Origin of the sequence: Paraburkholderia phosphatilytica, assembly GCF_003443895.1 — a bacterium.
Taxonomy (GTDB): domain Bacteria; phylum Pseudomonadota; class Gammaproteobacteria; order Burkholderiales; family Burkholderiaceae; genus Paraburkholderia; species Paraburkholderia phosphatilytica.
The window spans coordinates 141110-161483 of the sequence record NZ_QQOA01000001.1 but is presented as its reverse complement, the minus strand read 5'-3'; the positions used below and the strand labels follow the sequence as shown (position 1 = coordinate 161483).

Annotated in this window: 19 protein-coding genes; 12 read left to right on the top strand and 7 right to left on the bottom strand. The window is 65.9% G+C overall.

All coding sequences use genetic code 11. The annotated features are described in order from the left end of the window. Positions 1–3: 3 nt before the first annotated feature. Positions 4–1140, bottom strand: coding sequence for a GAF domain-containing protein (locus DVS29_RS00665; RefSeq protein WP_118178494.1), 1137 nt, complete (start codon positions 1138–1140; stop codon positions 4–6). Positions 1141–1551: 411 nt separating this feature from the next. Here DVS29_RS00665 and DVS29_RS00660 point away from each other — a divergent pair, with 411 nt between their 5' ends. After that, positions 1552–2043, top strand: a complete 492-nt coding sequence (locus DVS29_RS00660) for a helix-turn-helix transcriptional regulator (protein ID WP_118178493.1) — start codon at positions 1552–1554, stop codon at positions 2041–2043. 12 nt (positions 2044–2055) lie between these two features. Here the strand turns inward: DVS29_RS00660 and dinB are convergent, their stop codons facing one another. Next, positions 2056–3240 carry a DNA polymerase IV gene (gene dinB / locus DVS29_RS00655; RefSeq protein ID WP_118178492.1) on the bottom strand — a complete coding sequence of 395 codons (1185 nt, stop codon included), beginning with the start codon at positions 3238–3240 and terminating at the stop codon, positions 2056–2058. 369 nt (positions 3241–3609) lie between these two features. Here dinB and DVS29_RS00650 point away from each other — a divergent pair, with 369 nt between their 5' ends. From DVS29_RS00650 to DVS29_RS00625, 6 genes are all read left to right on the top strand, one after another. Beyond that, positions 3610–5850 (top strand): histidine kinase dimerization/phospho-acceptor domain-containing protein, encoded by a 2241-nt coding sequence (locus tag DVS29_RS00650; RefSeq protein ID WP_164707811.1) that lies wholly within the window; start codon positions 3610–3612, stop codon positions 5848–5850. Between the two features lie 201 nt (positions 5851–6051). Beyond that, the gene (locus DVS29_RS00645) at positions 6052–6450 is read left to right on the top strand and encodes a response regulator (protein ID WP_118178722.1); all 399 of its coding nucleotides are present in this window, start codon (positions 6052–6054) and stop codon (positions 6448–6450) included. A gap of 306 nt (positions 6451–6756) precedes the next feature. Continuing rightward, on the top strand, positions 6757–7875 hold the full coding sequence (gene ampC / locus DVS29_RS00640; protein ID WP_420816059.1) for a class C beta-lactamase: 1119 nt from the start codon (positions 6757–6759) through the stop codon (positions 7873–7875). Continuing rightward, on the top strand, positions 7872–8306 hold the full coding sequence (locus DVS29_RS00635; RefSeq protein WP_240655406.1) for a cupin domain-containing protein: 435 nt from the start codon (positions 7872–7874) through the stop codon (positions 8304–8306). Before ampC ends, DVS29_RS00635 begins: the two co-directional genes overlap by 4 nt. A 70-nt stretch (positions 8307–8376) precedes the next feature. Further along, positions 8377–9420, top strand: coding sequence for a histone deacetylase family protein (locus DVS29_RS00630; RefSeq protein WP_118178489.1), 1044 nt, complete (start codon positions 8377–8379; stop codon positions 9418–9420). 115 nt (positions 9421–9535) lie between these two features. Then, a complete protein-coding gene (locus tag DVS29_RS00625) occupies positions 9536–10591 on the top strand; it encodes a TraB/GumN family protein (protein ID WP_164707810.1) in 1056 nt (351 codons plus the stop codon). Between the two features lie 22 nt (positions 10592–10613). Here DVS29_RS00625 and DVS29_RS00620 read toward each other — a convergent pair whose 3' ends face one another. Next, complete coding sequence (locus DVS29_RS00620; protein WP_118178720.1) at positions 10614–11300, bottom strand: nitroreductase; 687 nt, start codon at positions 11298–11300, stop codon at positions 10614–10616. A gap of 172 nt (positions 11301–11472) precedes the next feature. Here DVS29_RS00620 and DVS29_RS00615 point away from each other — a divergent pair, with 172 nt between their 5' ends. After that, positions 11473–12228, top strand: coding sequence for an IclR family transcriptional regulator (locus tag DVS29_RS00615; RefSeq protein ID WP_118178487.1), 756 nt, complete (start codon positions 11473–11475; stop codon positions 12226–12228). 47 nt (positions 12229–12275) lie between these two features. Here DVS29_RS00615 and DVS29_RS00610 read toward each other — a convergent pair whose 3' ends face one another. Together DVS29_RS00610 and DVS29_RS00605 are read right to left on the bottom strand one after the other, a co-directional pair. Beyond that, positions 12276–13262 (bottom strand): MerR family transcriptional regulator, encoded by a 987-nt coding sequence (locus DVS29_RS00610; RefSeq protein WP_164707809.1) that lies wholly within the window; start codon positions 13260–13262, stop codon positions 12276–12278. A gap of 290 nt (positions 13263–13552) precedes the next feature. After that, positions 13553–13945 (bottom strand): hypothetical protein, encoded by a 393-nt coding sequence (locus DVS29_RS00605; RefSeq protein WP_420816053.1) that lies wholly within the window; start codon positions 13943–13945, stop codon positions 13553–13555. A 212-nt stretch (positions 13946–14157) separates the two neighbouring features. Between DVS29_RS00605 and DVS29_RS00600 the strand changes: the two genes are divergently transcribed. Then, on the top strand, positions 14158–15330 hold the full coding sequence (locus DVS29_RS00600; RefSeq protein WP_118178484.1) for a 4-hydroxybenzoate 3-monooxygenase: 1173 nt from the start codon (positions 14158–14160) through the stop codon (positions 15328–15330). 25 nt (positions 15331–15355) lie between these two features. On the opposite strand, the gene DVS29_RS00595 is transcribed toward DVS29_RS00600, so the two are convergent. Next, positions 15356–15823: a hypothetical protein gene (locus DVS29_RS00595; protein ID WP_118178483.1), complete on the bottom strand. Its 468-nt coding sequence runs from the start codon at positions 15821–15823 to the stop codon at positions 15356–15358. Positions 15824–16032: 209 nt separating this feature from the next. Here DVS29_RS00595 and DVS29_RS00590 point away from each other — a divergent pair, with 209 nt between their 5' ends. Together DVS29_RS00590 and DVS29_RS00585 are read left to right on the top strand one after the other, a co-directional pair. Continuing rightward, positions 16033–16512 carry a MarR family winged helix-turn-helix transcriptional regulator gene (locus tag DVS29_RS00590; protein ID WP_118178482.1) on the top strand — a complete coding sequence of 160 codons (480 nt, stop codon included), beginning with the start codon at positions 16033–16035 and terminating at the stop codon, positions 16510–16512. A gap of 72 nt (positions 16513–16584) precedes the next feature. After that, complete coding sequence (locus DVS29_RS00585; protein ID WP_118178481.1) at positions 16585–17925, top strand: MFS transporter; 1341 nt, start codon at positions 16585–16587, stop codon at positions 17923–17925. A 6-nt stretch (positions 17926–17931) separates the two neighbouring features. On the opposite strand, the gene DVS29_RS00580 is transcribed toward DVS29_RS00585, so the two are convergent. Beyond that, positions 17932–18237, bottom strand: coding sequence for a HigA family addiction module antitoxin (locus tag DVS29_RS00580; protein ID WP_118178719.1), 306 nt, complete (start codon positions 18235–18237; stop codon positions 17932–17934). A gap of 326 nt (positions 18238–18563) precedes the next feature. Between DVS29_RS00580 and DVS29_RS00575 the strand changes: the two genes are divergently transcribed. Further along, positions 18564–20318 (top strand): NPCBM/NEW2 domain-containing protein, encoded by a 1755-nt coding sequence (locus DVS29_RS00575; RefSeq protein WP_164707808.1) that lies wholly within the window; start codon positions 18564–18566, stop codon positions 20316–20318. The last annotated feature ends 56 nt before the right edge of the window (positions 20319–20374 follow it).

Below are 20374 nucleotides of genomic sequence, written 5' to 3'. Positions count from 1 at the left end.
ACTTCATTTCTGCCCGTCATTGGGCTCGTCGCGCGAACGCGATGCCGCTTCGGCCCATTTGAGCTGGCGGTCGCGGATGCGCAGGTTGATCTTGTCGGACGCAAGTTCGCCGAGCGTGGTGAGCGCCTGCCGGCTGTCTTCGTCGATGTCGCGCGGCACGCGGTCGATCACGCACAGCGAGCCCAGCGGAAAGCCCTGATAGTCGGTGATCGGCACGCCCGCGTAGAAGCGCACATGCGGCTCGCCGACGACGTAGGGATTGTCGCGAAAGCGCGGATCTTCGGTCGCGTCTTCGACGACGAACACACCCTTCTGCAGGATCGTGTGATTACAGAACGCCCATAGACGCGGCGTTTCCAGACCCTCGATGCCCCAGCGCGCCTTGAACCATTGACGGTTGTGCGCGAGCAGCGTGATCAGCGCGATCGGAGTATGCAGCGTGTGGCCGGCGAGGCGCACGATGCGATCGAATGCCTCTTCATGCGCGGTATCGAGCAGCCCCGAACGCGTCACTGCCTTGATCCGCTCCATCTCATTCGGCGCCGTGCGGAACGCGGGCGCGTCCTCGTCGTTATCCGGCTGCTGCGCCGCTTCGTCCGCGAGCACGGCGCGGACCGCCGCGCGCAGATCCTCCGCGCCGCAGTTGACGGGTAGACGGCTCACGCGGGTGTCCGAGCCCAGTTCCTGCGCGATCTGGCTCGCGCTCAGTTCGCTGAGCGCGACGATCTGCGTGTGGCCAAGCCCCGGTTCGCGGGTGACCCGGCGCAGCATCGCGAAGCGGTCCCAGTCGGTGCGGGCAAGTTCGGTGAGGATCAGGCCCGGCAGCGTGTTGCCGATGGACAGCAGCGTGGAAAAGATGTCGCTGTCGGCCAGCACGCAGCACTCGGGCAGTTCAGCGAGCACGTCGCAGTAGTGTTCGAGCCGGTCTTGCGCCGCATGGACGAAGACGAGCGCCGACATGCGCGGCGCGGCGCTGACACGCGACATCAGTTCGAGCACGACGCTGCGCCGCACGCGGCGGTGTCCGCCGGGCGTTTTCCAGGATTCGATCGCGTTCTGCTCGATCCAGGTTTGCGCGGTGCGGACCGACACGCCTAGCAGGCGCGCCGCCGCCTGGGTGGTGATGATCGGATCGTCCATCTGACATGGGCCTTGTGGATGGCTGACGATATGCCAATCGGGATGAATCGGCAAGCTCCAAAGAAAAATTTGGTAAATTCGGAAAATATGCTATATTTCATCCCGTAACTCTCGTCCTCGTCAGCACCCCGGCTGATCGAGGATTCAAAGCCAGCCGGTTGTGCTGGCTTTTTTTTCGTCTTTTTGGGGTGGAGCGGGGGAGCTTGAGGCGAAAACGGGCCGATTGGTGGAGATAAATTCGGCAAAATCGGTAATATGATGGGGCGGCGTGTGCCAATTGAGGTCCGCTCACGGCTTGCGCTTCGCTCGACGATAACCTTTAAAGTAAAATATTTTGTACAATAGAGCGAGGCTCCTATACTGGACCGCACGCGAGAGCCAGGCGCCGCATGGCGCCAGCCGGGGACTGGGATGAACATCAGAAACGTCGGTGAAACGGTACGTGTGAGACGAGAGCAGATCGGTCTGACCCAGGGTCGGCTGGCAAAGCTCGCGAATCTGTCGCGGCAGACCATTCACCAGCTGGAAGCGGGAACGATCAACGACCTGGGCTTCGATCGGGTGATGCGCGTGCTCGGTGTGCTTGGTCTCAGCCTGGACAGAATCTCCACGGCGGCGCGTGACAAGAAGCGCGGACTCTGGATGGCGGCCAGGACCTCAAGCGTCAGTTATGCCGACGACCTCACGGAGGACGCACTTGAACACGCGCTCGCGACCGGAGAGGCGCCGGCCGGATTCGAGGCGCACATTGGCCATCTGCTGGACGAGGTGCCGCTGGAGGTCGTTGTGATGGCGGTCGAGGAAGCCGCGAAGCAGGAGCACCGGCCGCCGGTGGAAATCTGGCGGAACGTTGCCGCGCTCGCGCTCAAGCATTCGGATAGCAGGAGGGAGCTTTGGGTTTGAAGCCCCACCCCCTCACAACCCCTCCTTCTCCCCCGGCTCCTCCTGCACATCGAACCGCAGTTCTTCCTGCACGAACGTCGGCGCGTCATGAAAGCCCGCCGGTTCGAGCGTGCTCATACGCACGCCGAGCAGCCGCAGCCGACGGTCGAGCGTGATGCGCTTCAGGCATTCCGTCGCGGCACGGCGGATCGTGACTGCGTCGGCGGTCGGGGTGGGCAGCGTCACGTCGCGCGTAACCGTCTTGAAGTCGGCGAAACGCAGCTTGATGCCGACCGTCTTGCCCACATAGCCCTTGCGCCGCAGGTCGTCGGCAACCCGCACGCACAGGTCGGTGAAGATCGCCGACAGCTCCGGCCGGTCCTGCTTCGGATGCAGGTCGCGGCCGAAAGTCGTCTCGCGGCTCATCGATCGCGGCTCGGAGCTGACCACCACGTCGCGGTCGTCGATGCCGCGCGAGATGCGCGTCAGCCACTCGGCGTACGAGCGCCCGAAATTGTCCTGCAGCACGCCGAGGTCCGCCGCCGCGAGATCGCCGACGGTCAGGATGCCGAGCGTGCCGAGCTTCTCGGTCGCCTTCGGGCCGATGCCGTTGACCTTGCGCACCGGCAGCGGCCAGATGCGCGTCTCGAGATCGGCGGGCGTGAGCAGCGTCAGCCCGTTCGGCTTGTCGAGCTCCGAGCCGATCTTCGCGAGCAGCTTGTTCGGCGCCACGCAGATCGAACAGGTGAGCCCCGTCGCCGCGTTGACCGCCTGCTTGATGTTGCTCGCGACGTCGCGAGCGGCGCCTTCCACGTCGGTCAGATCGATGTAGATCTCGTCGATGCCGCGGTCTTCGATGCGATCCGTGAAGGTTCGCACGGCGCTCTTGAACAGGCGCGAGTAATGGCGGTACGAATCGAAATCGGTCGGCAGCAGGATCGCGTCCGGCGCGAGTTGCGCCGCCTTCATCATCCCCATCGCCGAGAACACGCCGAGCGCGCGCGCCTCGTAGGTGGACGTGGTGACGACGCCCCGCCCCGCGTAGTCCCGCAGGCGTGCGAAGCGGCGGCTGCCGTCGGGCAGCTCGACGGGCGTGCCGGAGCGGCCGCCGCCAATCACGACGGGCTGACCGCGCAGTTCCGGATAGCGCAGCAACTCGACGGACGCGTAGAACGCGTCCATGTCGAGGTGGGCAATGCGGCGCTCGGCGGTGCTCATGGCGGGAAAAACGGTTGAAGCGTGGAGAGGCGGTGCCGGCGCTGTTGCGGCGCCGTGGGTTCGAAGCGCTGATGATAGCCGTTCCGCATCCGTCGCGAACGGGCTGCGGGCGTAGTGGTAGACGCCCACGGCCCCAATCCGACAAGCGCCTTCACGCTACCCGCCGCGTTGCCCAACTCGCTGCGTGCACACAACCCTCGCACCTATACTGCCCGCTGCCTCGCGCTATTTTGGTCGCGCTATATGCATTGAAAGCGGACTGATAGAATGGCCGCGGCTCGTGCAGGCGCGGAGACCGCCTGCAACCGCCAGCTCCTGGCGCAACGCGCCGCCGTCATGCTCCACTCGCGTCCGGACGATCCCCTTTCGATGCCACAAGACCAACTCGCCGACATCGTTGCGAACTGCGATCAGGAGCCGATCCACGCGTTGGGGTTCATCCAGCCGCACGGCGCGCTGCTGTGTTTCGACCGCGTCGGCTGTCTGATCGCGAAGAGCGCCAATGCCGAAATCTGGCTTGGCGCATTGCCCGAACTCGGCGAAACCATCAGCGACCGCCATCTGAGCCCGCTGTCGCGGCAGACGCTGCGGGCGGCGCTCGAGCATCCGGAGATGGCCGACGAAAGTGTGGAGTGCCGCGGCATCGACGGTCATCGCTTCGATCTCGTGATGCACTGGTCCGACGGGCTGCTGTTCGCCGAGTTCGAGCAGCTCGCGCTGAAAACGCCGGCGCCCACGCAGTTCGCGCTGTTCGCGCAGCGCGCGATCCAGCGGCTGCAAAACTCCGAATTCGACTCGATCCCCGCGCTGCTGCAGGCCGCCGCCGACTCGATCCGCGCGATGACCGGCTTCGACCGCGTAATGGGCTACCGCTTCCTGCCCGACGCGAGCGGCGAAGTGATCGCCGAAGCGAAGCAGGACGCGTTGCCGCCCTACATCGGCCAGCGCTATCCGGCGAGCGACATCCCCGCGCAGGCGCGCCGGCTGTACGTGCTGAATCCGATCCGCCAGATCGCGTCCGTCGATGCGGTCCCGGTGCCGATCGTGCCGCCGCTCAATTCGCAGACTCACGGCCCGTACGACCTCAGCCACTCGGTATTGCGCAGCGTCTCGCCGATCCACATCGAGTACCTGAAGAACATGGGCGTCGGCGCGTCGATGAGCGTGTCGATCGTGATCGACGGCAAGCTGTGGGGGCTGTTTGCGTGCCACCACATGACGCCGCTGCGCGCGTCGCACGCGGTGCGCCTGTCTTGCACGGTGCTGACCCAGGTGGTGTCGATTTTGATCGCGCGCATCGAGTCGAAGCAGCGCGCGCTCGCCGAGCAGCGCGTGCACGATCTGCGCGCGCGCATCGCGAGCGAGCTCGCACACGCGGATGATCCGCTCGCCGGTATCGTGAGCCGCCGTCCGGAAATTGCCGAGCTGATGCCGAACGAGGCGGTCAGCGCGATCGTCGACCGTGAAGTGGTGACGCTCGGCGGCGCGTCCGCGCCCGACCGTGAAGCATTGATCGCGCTCGCCGATCATATGGCGGCGGCGCGGCTCGACGTGCTGTCGAGCGCGTCCGTCTCCACCGACCTGCCGCAGCTCGGCGCGCTGCATACGCCGACCGGCACGGCGGCCGGCTTCCTCGCGATCCAGATCACCGGCGATGCGCGCATCACGATCGTGTGGCTGCGCGAGGAACTCGTCGAGACGATCAACTGGGCGGGCCCGCCCGACAAGGTGATCGCGAAGGGCGTGAACGGTCCGCGGCTCACGCCGCGCGGCTCGTTCGAAATCTGGAAGCAGACGGTGCGCGGCCGCTGCCGCGAGTGGACCGACATTGACCAGTTTGCCGCGCGCGAGCTGAAGTCGATCCTGCAGGATGTCGCGCTGAACCGGATGCGCGAAGTGGAGCGCGCAAGAACGACGTTGCTCGCCACGCTCGGTCACGACCTGCGCAACCCGCTGCAGGCGATCAACATGGCCGTACAGCTGATGGGCCGCGGCCTCGCGAACACGAACGATACGGCGCGCCGCGTGGAAGGCTCGACGCGCCGCATGCAGTCGCTGATCAACTACATTCTCGACGTGAGCCGCATCCGCTCGGGCGTCGGCCTCGGCATGACGCGGCAGGACGTGCCGCTGCGCGAGCTGCTCGACGCCGTCGTCGAACAGGCGCGCCTGACGCATCCGGGCATGCGGATCGTCACCGATTTCGCGCCGGATCTCGGCGTCGCATCGGTCGATCCGGACCGCTTCAACCAGGCGCTGACGAACCTGATCGCGAACGCGCGCCAGCATGGCGACATGAGTTATCCGGTCGAGCTGATCGCGTGCGTGCAACCCGGGAACGCGGGCGACGGTCACGATGGCGCGGCGCCTCGCGCGCAGCAGGTCGAAGTGCGCAACCGCCTGCTGAAGCGCCCGACGGTGTCGTTCGAGCGCCTCACCGATCCGTTCAAGAGCGGTTCGCTCGACAACCCGAACAATCAGGGCGGACTCGGCCTCGGGCTCTACATCGCGAACGCGATCATCAAGGGCCACGACGCGAAGCTCGACGGCCGCTTCACCGACACCGAAGCGCGGCTCGTCATCACGCTGCCGCCACCCACCGCGAGCTGAGCGGCGGTCTCCATCGATGCTGCAGTGCAGTGAGGCCGGCGTGCGTCTGCATGCCCGCTGCATCGCGCCGACGCACGATGCATGCACTTGCGGAAACCGCGCGCTTCCGCCGCGCTGCACGCGGCTCTCACATCGTCTAAGCTGGAATTCTTCAGGCGCAAAGCGGTCGTATACGCCGTTGAGACCGAGAGCAAAAACCGTATGACAACCGTGCTGCTGGTAGACGATGAACCCGAAGCGCTGGCTGCGTGGCAGACCATCTGCGCAGGCGCGGGATACGAAACCGTGACGGCGGAGAACGGCGAGGCCGCATTGTCGGTGCTGCATCACCAGCCCGTCGATATGGTGGTGGCCGACTGGCGCATGCCGATCATGTCCGGCAGCGTGCTGTGTCACCACATGCGCAACGAACAGGCGCTCGCGGACATCAGCTTCGTGCTCGTATCCGGCGAGCCTAGCCCGCCTGCGTTCGTGCGCTACGACGGCTTCCTGCGCAAGCCGCTCGATCCGCCGGAACTGCTGCAGACCATGGCGCGTCTGCTCGCTGACCAGAAATCCTGGCGCGCGGCGATCCGTTCCAGTTCGCCGCGCGGCAACTGAGCGGCGTATTTCCTTAAGCTCCACGCTTCATGCACATGACGGCCGCACGGCTACGCGCGGCACGCTTTTGCACATCCGCATTTTCTATTCGGTCAGATCGACCGAAAAGAATGGCTTATGCCAGCGTCAAATTAATCTCGCTTGTTGCGTGCATCGCTGGGAATGACAATCGCCGCACCCCGAGCCGCATCGAACGGATCCATCGATGCGCGCCGAGGCCCTCCGCAGGTTCCGCGAATACACTTTTCCCAGCATACGAACGTGAAGAACACATTCAAGCTATGGCTACTCGCAGGTTCGTTCCTGATGGCCTGCAACGCGCACGCCGCCGGCGACGCACGCGAACACAGCCTGCAACGCACCGTCGATGAAGCCGTTCAACCGATCCGTCAGCAATACGGCGTGCCCGGCATCGCGGTGGGCGTGACGGTTGGCGGCAAACACTACTTCTACAACTACGGCGTGGCGTCGAAAGACACCCGCGATCCGATCACGCCGCAGACGCTCTTCGAAGTCGGTTCGTTCAGCAAGACCATCACCGCGACGTTCGCATGCTATGCGGCGGAGCGCGGCGCATTGTCGCTGACCGATACCGCGAGTCACGCGTATCCGCCGCTGCGCGGCACGAGCTTCGATCATGTGCGTCTGGTCAATCTCGGCACGCATACGTCGGAACTGCCGCTCTTCGAACCCGACAGCGTGACGAACGACGAGCAGATGATGGCGTTCCTGCACGACTGGAAGCCCGATCATCCGGTGGGCACGTTCCGGCGTTATTCGAATCCCGGCATCGGCATGCTGGGGTACATCGCGGCGCACAGCATGAACGTGAATTTCGACGATGCGGTGCAGAACACGCTGCTGCCGCAGCTCGGCATGACGCATACGTATCTGCAGGTGCCACCCGCGGCGATGCACGAGTATGCGCAGGGCTACACGAAGGACGACAAGCCGATCCGGCTGCATCCCGGCGCGCTCGCTTCCGAGGCTTACGGCATTCGCACGGGCACCGCGGACATCGTGCGATTCCTCGACGTCAACATGCAGGTTGCGCACGTCGACGACCCGCTGCAGCGCGCGATTGCCTGCACGCATACCGGGTACTTCTCGACAGGGCCGTTCGTGCAGGATCTGATCTGGGAGCAGTATCCGTATCCGGTGGACCTGAAGACATTGCAGACGGGCAACGGCCCCGACATGCTCTACAAAGGCACGCGGGCGACCGAACTGACGCCGCCGTTGCCGCCGCAACAGGATGCGTTGCTGAACAAGACGGGTTCGACCAACGGTTTCTCGACTTACGTTGCATTCGTACCGGCACGGCAGATCGGCGTCGTGATCCTCGCCAACAAGTCGTATCCGATCGAGGCGCGCGTGAATGCGGTGTATCGCATCCTGACGTCGCTGGCGGGGGCGCAGCCGTGAGCTTCTTTCGCGAGCGTTGCGTCGTGTCCGTGTCGAACCTTCGGCGCGCATTCGCCATCGTGCTGGCGGCTTGTGCCGCGATGCCGGTTTTCGCGGACTCGAACCCGCCGCCCGCAAAAGACACCGTCGTCTTGCAGCGCGTGCCGATCACGGGCACCGATCGCGAGATGGGCATGGGCATCGCGGAGTTTCCGCCGAATGCGGCCAAGCCAAGGCACGAGGCGTCGGGCCCGGAGCTCTGCTATGTGCTCGACGGCGAGGTGACCGTGCAGGTGGACGGCCAGCCGACGCGGGTCGTCCACGCGGGCGAGACGTTCCAGCTTCCCGCGTACGCGCCGCACACGACCACCGCGGGACCCGCGGGCGCGCGCGTACTCGCGACGTGGGCGCACGTGCCGGGACAGCCGTTCAATCTGCCCGCGTCGCGTTGAGCAGTCGGGCCGTCGCCGAAGCGGGGTCGAGCGCATACACTGTGGGTTCCGTCCCCGCCCACTGCCGATCATGCTCACCTTCTACAGCAGCGACCACCGCCTGCATCACGGCGTCGAACTTAAAGATGGTGTTGTCAGCGATTCGTTCGAGGAGCCGGCGCGCGCCGAGACCGTGCTGGCGCGCGTGCACACCGCGCAGCTAGGCGAGGTTGCTGCGCCGACGCGCTATGGCCCGGCGCAGTATGTGGGCGCGCATAGCGAAGCGTACGTTGCGTTCCTCGCCGGCGCATGGGACGAATGGCAGGCAACCGGCCGCCCGGGTCAGGCGTTGCCGCTCGTGTGGCCGGTGCGCGGTCTGCCGTCCACGCGCGTGCCGGAGTTCATCGACGGCAAGCTGGGTTTCTTCTCGATGGACGCGGGCGCGCCGATCAACGCCGGCACGTGGGACGCAGTGCGCGCGAGCGCCGATTGCGCGCTGTCCGGCATCGATGCGCTTGGAGCCAGGTCTGGCGCCGGCGCGCAAGGCGCATTCGCGCTGTGCCGGCCGCCGGGTCATCACGCGGGCCATGCGTTCGCGGGCGGCTACTGTTACCTGAACAACGCCGCGATCGCCGCGCAGCACGCGCTGGCCGGTGGCGCGAAACGCGCGGCGATCCTCGACGTTGACTTTCACCACGGCAACGGCACGCAGGAAATTTTCTACGAACGCGCCGACGTGCTGTTCGCGTCGATCCATGGCGATCCCGCCGTGTCGTATCCGTACTTCTCGGGCTTCGCGGACGAACGCGGCGCCGCGGCGGGCGAGGGCTTCAACCTGAATCTGCCGCTGCCGAAGGGCACTGCATGGGCCACGTACGAAACCGCATTGCAGACGGCGATTGCGGCGATCGAACGGCATGCGCCCGACGTGCTGGTGGTGTCGCTTGGCGTCGACACCTTCGAGCACGATCCGATCAGCCACTTCCGCTTGCGCACGTCGGATTACCCGCGCATCGGCGCCGCGATTGCCGCGCTGCGCGTGCCGACGCTGTTCGTGATGGAGGGCGGCTACATGGTCGACGAGATCGGCGTGAATGCCGTGAACGTGCTGCTCGGTTTCGAAGCGCGCGCCTGAGTTCGTCTGGCAGCCAACCGATCTCGACATGGCCGGTTGCTATGATCGCGCTCACTGGCCGCCTCCGTGCTTTGTCGGGGATGCGGCGCGCAGGAACACGAAGCCGAGGGACACCATGAACCGACGTGCGGCGATGCTGGCGCTGGCAACGCTAACCGCGTGGTGCTGCGCGTTCGCCAGCGTCACGGCGCACGCGCTGCCGCCCGCCACGCACCACGTGGCGGCGGCGTCTTCAGCTGCCGGGCCCGCGAGCATCGACGTGCCGTTGTGGACCGCGACTTCGCCCGGCCATCCGACGCTGCTGCTGGTCCCGACCATTCATCGCCTGGAGTCCGACGATCCGCGCATCGATGCTGCGCTCGAGAAGATCGTCGCGCGCGCCGAAGCCGTCGTGTTCGAAGCGCCGATCACGATGACGCCGGAGCAGATGATGCCGGTGATGCGTCGCTTCGGCGTCTATCCGACTGACGACAACGTGACGAATCACGTCAGCACGATGACGCCCGAGCAGCTTGCGAGCTGCGCGCGCGAGGGCGGCATCGACATCGTGCCGTTCCTTCAGCTCAAGCCGTGGCTGGCCGCGTTGTCGGTCGATTTCGGCAAACGCGGCAAGCACGCTGACAGCAAGCATGCGACCGGCGACGCGGGCAATTTCGGCTACCCCGGCATCGATCAGCGCCTGCTCAGGATCGCGACGGACCGGAAGCTGCCGGTCATTTATCTGGAGACGTTCGAGCGCGGCCTGCAGATGTTCGCCGACATGCCGGCCGACGACCAGGCGGCGATGCTGAAGGCAGGCTGCGACGACGCGGCCGGCCGCTCGACACCGGGCGACGTGGACCTCGGGCAACTGCAAACGGCGTGGACAGCGGGCGATATCGGGCGGCTGGAAAAACTGATCGTCAAGCGCAATCCGAAAGAGAGCGACGCGTTCTACGACGCGAACCAGTACATCTTTCGCGCGGGCACCGAGATCTTCGCGGCATCGCTCGAACAGTACGGCTATTTTCACGGCAAGGGGCCGATCCTGATCGCGGTCGGCACCGGGCATTTCTTCGGCAGCGATTCGCTGCTCGACCGGCTGAAGGCGGCGGGCTACACGATCACGCCGCCGCCTGAGAATCCGGCAGTCACGGCGGCAACCGCGACAGGCAAACTCGCGCGACGTTAAAGGCAGCGTAGCGCCACGCGCATCAATCGAAAAATCGCGCGAACGAAGCAACCGGCTCGCGCACCGTGCGAAATTCGTTGACGGCCGCATCCGGGTCCGCCCAGCCGAGCGACATGCCGCACACCAGCTGCTCGTCGCGCGGATAGCCGAGATGCTTCGCGACGATCGAATGGAACGGCGTGAACGCCGCCTGCGGACAGGTATCGAGACCGCGGCCGCGCGCAGCCGTCATGATGGCCTGCAGGAACATGCCGTAATCGAGCCAGCTGCCTTGCTCCATGATGCGATCGATCGTGAAGAAGAGCCCGACGGGCGCGCCGAAGAAGCGGTAATTCTGCGCGTGCTGTTCGTGCATGCGCGCCTTGTCGCCTTTCTCGATGCCGAGCAGACCATACAGCTCCCAGCCCACCTTGCGCCGCCGGTCGATATACGGCGACACCCATTGGCGCGGGTAGTAGCGGTATTCCTCCTGATAGCGCGCGTCGTCACGCTCGTCGTACGCGGCGACGAGCGCGGCGGACAGTTTCGCGAGCGACTCGCCCGTGACGACGTAGACCTTCCACGGCTGCGTGTTGGTGCCGGACGGCGCGCGGCTCGCGACTTCGAGAATCGCCTCGATGTCGGCGTGCGGCACGGGCGTGGGCAGGAACGCGCGAACCGAACGGCGTGTCGTCAGCGCGGTATCGACTGCGCTCGAATCCGTGTGCATGGCGTGACTCCGTGAAGGGGGCGGGACGGCTTCGAACGATTCTAGCTTGACGATGATTGCGCCGCGCTGACGGACGCATCGGCGCGCGGCTGCGAGCGCCGCGGACCGCTTCGCGGGCAGCGACATCGCGTAAAATCGTCGCCTTCACCACGACCCCTGTGATCGAGGCAGCATGTCCGCGGAACCTACCAGCCCGAAGAGCGAAGGCGTCGCCGTCATCGATCGCGCGTGTTCGATCCTGTTCGCGTTCAAGCCGAGCGATTCCGCGCTGACGCTCGCCGAGCTCGCGTCCCGCACGGGTCTCTACAAGAGCACGCTGTTGCGGTTGGCCGGCGCGCTGATCCAGCACCGGCTGCTGGTGCGTCTCGACGATGGCCGCTACCAGCTGGGCCCCGCGACCTTCATGCTCGGCGCGCTGTATCAGCGCGGCCTCAATCTCGGCGACATCCTGCTGCCGCTGATGCGTGAGCTCGCGGAAGGAAGCGGCGAAAGCGTGTCGTTCTATGTGCGCGACGGCGAGGTGCGCGTATGCCTGCATCGCGTCGACTCGACGCATTCGGTGCGCTTTCACGTGCACGAGGGCGACGTGCTGCCGCTGCACAGCGGCTCCGGCGGCCGCGCGCTGCTGGCGTTCGGCGGCGAGCCGGGGGACGCGTTCGAGCGCATTCGCACGGACTTCTATTGCGTGTCGATCGGCGAGCGCGAGCGCGAAACGGCGGGCATTTCGATGCCGGTGTTCGGCGTGCAGCAGACGCTGCGCGGCGTCATCACGCTGGCGGGCCCGAGCTCGCGCATCGACGCGGCGTTCATCGAAGCCAATCTCGATCGCCTGTTCGGCTGCGCGATTCGCGCGACCGATGCGCTGGGCGGCGACTCACGCGCGCTGCGTCATGCACAGCGCGCCGAGCAGATCCGGCGCGGCGGCTAGCACCGCGATTTTCTGAAGCGAAGCGAACCGCAGCGTAAAACTCCCGCTCACACCACGTTCTCGCGCTCCGCGGCGATGACCCGCGCGAGCGCGCTTTCGATCATCGCGCGCGCCTGGTTCGACACATCGCCGAGATGGCGGTGCAACAGGCTGTCTTCCACCGAACGCGACATGCAGTCGTCGCTGTAGCGCTCGAACGCGTCGAGCTTCTGGATCAGCTCGGCGAGATGCCGCGGACATTCGCACGAGATCGCGGTGGATCCGGTCGTGATCGCTTCGAGTTCCTCTTCCGAATAGCGCCGCGATGCGCGGGCCGCGCGCGATTCGGGCCGGTTGCGGGACAGGCCGCGCGCATCCGCGCACAGCTCCTCGGCGATCTGGCAATACTCCGCGTTGCTCGTCGGGTCGCGGTACATCGCGAAGCCCGCGAGCCGCAGCGTTTCGGCCGCCTGCCGCGCACCGAATCCATACGCGACCGCGATGCTGCGCGCGCCGCTCGTATCGCGCAGCGCGAAGATCTGCGCGGCGGTTTCCTCGCGCAGCGACAGCACGTGGACGAGCACGGCATCCGCGCTGCCGGGTACGGCGTTCGCGCAGGCGTCTTCCAGCGTGTCGAACTCGATCACGTCGATCCGGCCCATCAGCCGGCCGCTGCGCTCGGCCGCATACACGCGGCGCGCCACGTCCGAACCGACCATCAGCAGGCGCACGCGCGCAGGTTCGCCATCTGCCGTGTTGCCTGCCGCGCGCTCGTCGCTCTCAGTCTGCGCGCGCATCAGGCGGTCGAGTTCTTCGTAGTCGAGCCGCGCGATCGAGCCGATCGAATGACCCAACTGCACCAGCGCTTTCAGCAGGATCAGGCGCCGCACGTCCTCGTCCGAATAGAGGCGCTGCCCGGAGTCGCTGCGCGACGGGCCGATCACGTTGTAGCGGCGCTCCCAGATGCGCAGCGTGGTGGCCGGCATCTTGGCGAGCCGCGCGGCCTCGCCGCTGCGGTAGCGGTGTTCGGTCGATACGGGGTTGTCGGTGGTCATCTGCGCAGTCTCCAGCCGGGTGGGGGTTGGTCGGTCGATAACGCCAGCATAGTGCATTGTGAAACGATATTCACCATTATTTCGACTCATCGAATCGCGATCAAGCGCTTGCGAAGGCCAAAAAGGCGCGTTGAATCCTGGAAGCGGGTCATCGCCGCTGCCGGCTGCAGCAGTTTTTGGGCCTGATCGGCGGGGAGGAAGTACGCAAGGGACGCCTAAGCGCCGGCAGTCAGCGCTCAGGGTATTTCAGAGATTTATGAAACGAAATATCGATTCAATCGGGTGGAAGCTCAGCGCAACGTCGACTGCGCAGGCTCATGCGTGTCGCCTGCCGAACGCCGCTTCGACACGCGTCCGATGGTGCCGCGCGCCAGCGTGCGGATCAACGTGTGCAGCGTGAAGTCGAGGTCGTCGGGTGCGATGTCGAGCAGCACGCGGATCTCGTCGCGCACGAAGTCGGTGTCGACCACGTACACGCCGAGCGGCGAGTGCAGCAGCGCGGCCAGTTCCGCCGACGGCGCATGATGCGACGCCTCGGCCGGATCGCGGACCAGCGTGACCGGCAGCAGCAGGCGAGGCGATGGAAACGGAATGACGTTGTGGTCGTGCCCGGCCAGCGCATGACGCTGGCGGTCATGGGCCGGTAGGTCGTCGGACACGGCGGTCCGTTGAGCGAGTGCCATCGATGGTTCGCAGCGAGGCTGCGGTTGTTGGGACGGTTCCAGCGTAGTCGCCTCCCTGTAAACGGCGTCTAAAAACGCCGTGCGTCGGCGGAAAGATCTCGCACTTTATCTCAAAAATACATAGTACGTATCTCCGCTATCGCGTTGCGCCATAGGTGTCGTGGTCGTCAAACTGGCCGCAAATCAAGACACGCAATCCAGGAGACAACCCCATGCGTACTCAGGTTGGCATCGTCGGCGCCGGGCCGGCTGGTCTGCTGCTTTCCCATCTGCTGCATCAGCGCGGCATCGAATCGGTCGTGCTCGAGGTGCGCAGCCGCGAACAGATCGAATCGACGATCCGCGCCGGCGTGCTCGAACAAGGGACGATGGATCTGTTGATCGAGGCCGGCGTCGGCGCGCGGATGCGGGCCGAAGGCGCGCTCCATCACGGCTTCGAGTTCGCGTTCGAAGGCAAGCGCCGCCGCATCGATCTCACCGGCCTCACGGGCCATTCGATCACCGTGTACGCGCAGCACGAGGTGCTGAAGGACCTCGTCGCGGCGCGCGTCGACGCGGGCGCGCAGCTCTATTTCGACGTGTCGGATGTATCGCTGCATGACCTCGATACCGATCATCCTTCCATCTGTTATCAGCACGGCGGCGAGCAGCACACGCTGCAGTGCGACTTCGTGATCGGCTGCGACGGCTCGCAGGGCGTCTCGCGCAAATCGATTCCGCAGTCGCTGCGCAAGGACTACGAACGCGTCTACCCGTTCAGTTGGTTCGGAATCCTGTGCGAAGCGCCGCCGTCTTCGGACGAGTTGATCTACGCGCGGCACGAGCGCGGCTTCGCGCTGATCAGCACGCGCTCGCCGAACGTGCAGCGGATGTACTTCCAGTGCGATCCGCACGAGACGGTGGAGAACTGGTCGGACGATCGGGTGTGGGCCGAGCTGCATGCGCGCGCGGATTCGCACGACGGCAGGCAGATCGTGGACGGCAAGATTTTCCAGAAGAACATCGTCGGGATGCGCAGCTTCGTCACGACGACGATGCGCTACGGGCGCCTGTTCCTCGCTGGCGACGCCGCGCACATCGTGCCGCCGACCGGCGCGAAGGGGCTCAATCTCGCCGTGGCCGACGTGAAAATTCTGAGCGCGGCGCTGCGCGCGTTCTATCAGGAAGGCCGCGCCGATCTGCTCGACCACTACGCGGAAACGGCGTTGAAGCGGATCTGGCGCGCCGAGCACTTCTCGTACTGGATGACGAGCATGACGCATCGCCGCGACGATGCGACGCCGTTCGAACAGCAACTGCAGATTGCCGAGCTCGAACACGTGACGACGTCACGCGCGGCCGCGACCGCGCTGGCGGAGAACTACGTGGGTGTCGCGGCGGTATAGCGGAAGGACGCGGCGGGCGCGCCGCTCAATGCACGATCATCGCGTTGATCTGCACGTTGCCGGCGCCCGCGGCGACGTTGATGCCGAAGTTGCCGGACGCGCCCCGCAACGCGCCCGCACCCAGCGACGCGATCGAATTGCCGCTGATATGCGCCGTCGTCATCGCGGTTTGCCGCGTGCTGACGTCGGCCTCTTGCGTGGTGGCGAGCGCGATCGTATTCGTCTGCATATTCAGCGCGCCGGACGCAATGTTGACGCCCGCGTTGCCGGTCATTTTCGCGAGCGCATCGGTGCCGAGTGCGGCCGCCGTGAATCCATCGAGCGACGCATTGCCGTCGGTCTGCTGGCTGGCGGACAGCGTGACGGCGCCGAAGACCGCGCTGTTATCGGCGTCGCTCATGGCGAGAGTCGCGTCCGCCATCGCGAGCGACGTGGTCAAAGCCAGCGCGACAGACAGCGCTGCGGCGGCAATCAGCGGCGTGCGAACTTTCATCGATAGACTCCGTTAGCGCCCGTGCGGCGATAGCTGTGCTTACGGCGGGCTCGTCCGCCAGCTTGAGGCTCGTTTTCCCCTGATTCGTTTGCGCATTGCAGCGCGATGCGACACCACGTTCGCGCAGCGCTCGTCGCCTTGACTACGACCACATATGAAGGTAACCTGTGAAGGTAGCCTTCACATCTTCGAATGCCCCCCGATTCCTCATGGCCCGCGCCAGCAAACCTTCCAGCGAACCCCGCCGCGATACCGCAGCCGAGACCGAACTCGCCACGCACCTCGCCGGCGAATTGCGCGTGCTGATCGGCCGGCTCAAGCGCCGGCTGCGCGAGGAAGCGAGCGTCGGCGACCTGACGTGGTCGCAGACGCGCGTGATCTCGCGGCTCGAACGCGAAGGGCCCGCCACGGTGTCGGCGCTCGCGCGCGCCGAAGGCATCCGTTCGCAGTCGATGGGCGAGGTCGTCGCCGCGTTGAAAGCGGCGGGCTTCGTGACCGGCGCGCCGGACCCTGAAGATGGCCGGCAAACGGTGCTGTCGCTCACCGACTCGTGCCTCAAGGCGATTCGCGCGAACCGCGCCGCGCGCGAAGACTGGCTGTTCCGCTCGATCCGCGCGCATCTCGACGACAGCGAACAACAGCAGCTCGCCGATGCGGTCGAGCTGCTCAAACGGCTGCTCGAAGTCTGAGCGAGCGCACATGGAGACCTCGATGCCGGCACCCGCGTTTGATGCTTCGCTTCCAGTCACGCGGGTGAAACGGTGAGTACGTTCCGTTCCCTGCGCGTCTACAACTACCGGCTCTGGGCGGGCGGCGCGCTGGTGTCGAACGTCGGCACGTGGATGCAGCGCACCGCGCAGGACTGGCTCGTCCTTACGCATCTGACGAATCACAACGCGACGGCGGTCGGTATCGTGATGTCGCTGCAGTTCGGCCCGCAGGTGCTGCTGCTGCCGTTGACCGGTTATGCCGCGGACAACTTCGATCGCCGCAAGCTGCTGTTCGCGACGCAAGGCGGCCTCGGCCTGCTGGCGCTCGGCCTCGGCATCTTCACGGTCGGCGGCTTCGTGCAGCTCTGGCACGTGTACGCGTTCGCGTTCGCGCTCGGCTGCGTGACGGCATTCGATTCGCCCGCGCGGCAGACTTTCGTCGGCGAGCTGGTCGGCGAAGCGGACCTGTCGAACGCGGTCGCGCTGAACTCCACGTCGTTCAACGCTGGCCGGATGATCGGCCCCGCGGTGGCGGGCCTGCTGATCGCGGCGGTCGGTTCCGGCTGGGTGTTTCTGCTGAACGCGGCGTCGTTCGTCGCGGTGCTCGTGTCGCTGTTCTTCCTGCGCATCCACGAACTGCACCGGAAGGAGCACGCGGCGCGCGCGCGGGGCGGACTCGTCGACGGCTTCCGTTACGTGTGGAATCGGCCGGACCTGCGCGCGGTGTTGTCCATGCTGTTCCTGATCGGCACGTTCGGCCTGAACTTCCCGATCTACATCTCGACGATGTCGGTCAGCGCATTCCATGCCGGCGCGAGCGAGTACGGCTTGTTGAGCTCGACGATGGCGGTTGGCTCCGTGACCGGCGCGCTGATGGCGGCGCGCCGCGCGCGACCGCGGCTGTCGTTGCTGCTGCTCGGTGCGACGGTGTTCGGGGCCGGCTGCATGCTCGCCGCGATGATGCCGAACTACCGGCTCTTCGGCGCGGTGCTGATCGTGATTGGCATCTCCGCGCAGACCTTCACGACGTCGACCAACAGCCTCGTGCAACTGGCCACCGAACCCGCGATGCGCGGCCGCGTGATCGCGATCCTGCTCGCGATCGCGCTGGGCGGTACGCCGCTCGGCGCGCCGGTGGTCGGCTGGGTGGCGGATCATTTCGGGCCGCGCTGGGCGATGGGCGTCGGCGCGGCGGCGGGCTTCGCAGCGGCGCTGGTGGGCGTGCAGTATCTGCGCCGTCACCGGCAGTTGCGCGTGTGGTTCGAAGGGATGCGGCTGCGCGTGAGCGTGGACGGCGGGCCGCTGTCGGAGCAGGGCGTCGCGAAGGCGCGGCCCGCGGATAGCGCTTCCACTGCCGTCAAGAGCGAGGCCGAGGAAGCGGAAGCTGACTGAGGTGGGTTAGAACAACGCCTGCTGCTGCTCCGGAACCATCTGCACGACGTTGAGGTTGTTGAAGCGCACGCGGGCTTTGGCCAGATCGTGCAGCAGCTGCCGTTGCAGCCATGTCTCGGCGCCGCCGCCGAATGCCTTGTCCAGCCGCAACGCCATTTCGGGCGAGATGCCCGCCTTCCCGCTCAGCAGATTGGTGAGCGCCTGCCGGCTCACGCCGAGCACCGCCGCACCCTCGGTCACATTGAGGTTGAAGCGGATCAGGCAATGCTGACGCACCAGCATGCCCGGGTGGATGAAGTCGGAATCTGCCATGGCCGCAAAGATATCGGTGAATTGACCCTTCGTCAAGCGACAAGAGGCGCTTGTCTTTTCCGTCAGAATTGGCGCACATGGTTAAGCACACGGTGTGTCACGGCCGTAGGCATCACATCGATGCATCCACAACCACTACGATCTATCGTGCCGTGCACGGCACGTTTTCTGCGGCTCGGCAACGCAGCATTCCTGGTATGTGACCCGCATCGCTAAAGTTTGCGCGCGCTGCCTGGCGGGGTTTAGTCTTCGCTCACAACATCAACATGCATTTCGCTAAGCATAGCGAAGCAATGAAGTCCTGCATGGTCAGAGGAGGCATCGTCATGCATTCGCGTGCCGTGGTCGCATCGTTCAGGTCGTTCGTCATCGCGGTGTTGCTGGCCGCTGTCTCCGTGCTCATTAGCGCATGCGGTTCCGACGTGCATAGCCTGGGCGCGACGTCGAACGGAACGCCCGATCAAGGCGTCGCCGTATCGCAGGTACGTTTCATGACGCCGCCGATGGGCTGGAATTCATGGAACACGTTCGCGTGCAAAGACACCGAAGCGATCGTCAAATCGATCGCCGATGCGATTGCGTCGAACGGCATGGCCGCGGCGGGCTATCAGTACGTGACCGTCGACGACTGCTGGGTGGGCGGCCGCGACGCGACGACCGGCCAGCTCTACGCAAACGCGACGACCTTCCCCGACGGCATGGCGGCGCTCGCCGCATACGTGCACAGCAAGGGCCTGAAGTTCGGCCTGTACACGTCGGCGGGCACCAATACGTGCGCGGGGCTTTCGCATGGCACGCGGCCGGCCACGTATCCGCAAGGTGTGGGTGCCGGCAGCCTCGGGCATGAAGCCGTCGACGCGCAGACCTTCGCGAACTGGGGCGTCGACTACATGAAGTTCGACTACTGCGGCGGCAACCTCAGCGCGTTTCCCGCGATGCGCGCCGGCATCGATGCGACGGGCCGGCAGATGTTCCTGAGCATCAATCCGTACAGCGCGAACCAGACCCTCGTCACGAATTTCGCTTCCGACGGCACGCTTTACGTGCCGGCCTGGGCCGACATGTCGCGCGTGTCGCAGGACATCAGCGCGAAATTCACGTCGGTCACGTCGATCATCGACATCAGCGCGGCGGACGCGGCGTGGGCGGTGCCCGGCTACTTCAACGACATGGACATGCTCGAAGTCGGCAACGGCATGACGCAGGATCAGGACACCGCGCACTTCATCATGTGGGCGATGATGGCGAGCGGGCTGAACGCCGGCAACGACGTGCGCAGTCAAAGCGCGGCCACCCAGGCGCTCCTGACCAACGCGGGCATCATCTCGGTCAATCAGGACAAGCTCGCGTTGCAGGCGGTGCTCGACAGCGCCGACAGCAGCGGTTCGCTGCAGGTATGGACCAAGCCGCTCGCGACCACCGGCACGCGCGCGGTCGCGCTGCTCAATCGCGGCTCGTCCGCCGCGTCGATCACGGTGACGCTCGCGAACCTTGGCCTCACCGGCCCCGCGCAGGCGGTCAATCTTGCCACTGGCACGAGTCTCGGCGCCGTCACGCAAAGCCTCACGCAGACAGTGCCGGCCACCGGCGCGGTGCTCGTGAAGCTGACCGGCACCGATCCCGTCGCGAAGAACGGCCCGCTCGCGCCGCAAAGCTGGATCTGGGACGCCGTCGAGTCCGGCGCGGTCGAGGTCAAGACCAACCCCGCGGGGCTTCCGCTGGCGCCCGGCGGCGCCGCCACGGCGACGGTGTCGCTGCATGGCGTGCCGTATCTCGACGGGATGACGGTGAACGCGCCCGCACAGCTCGTCTATCGGCTGAACGGCAACTGCACGACGTTCCAGTCCGATATCGGGCTCGATGCCGCGGCCAACGGCGCCGGTTCGGTCGACTATCAGGTGTGGGCCGACAACGTGATGCTGTACGACAGCGGCACGATCACGGGCGCGACGGCGATCAAGACGGTACGCGTGAGCGTCGCGGGTCGGCAGACGCTGCGGCTGGTGGTGACCGATGCCGCGGACGGCGTGACGAACGACGTCGCCGACTGGGGCAATCCTTCGCTCGTGTGTTCGTCGTGAGGTATCCGGTGCGCGTCCGCTCGTGACCGCATCGCTCGCCTGTGCATCATGCGACG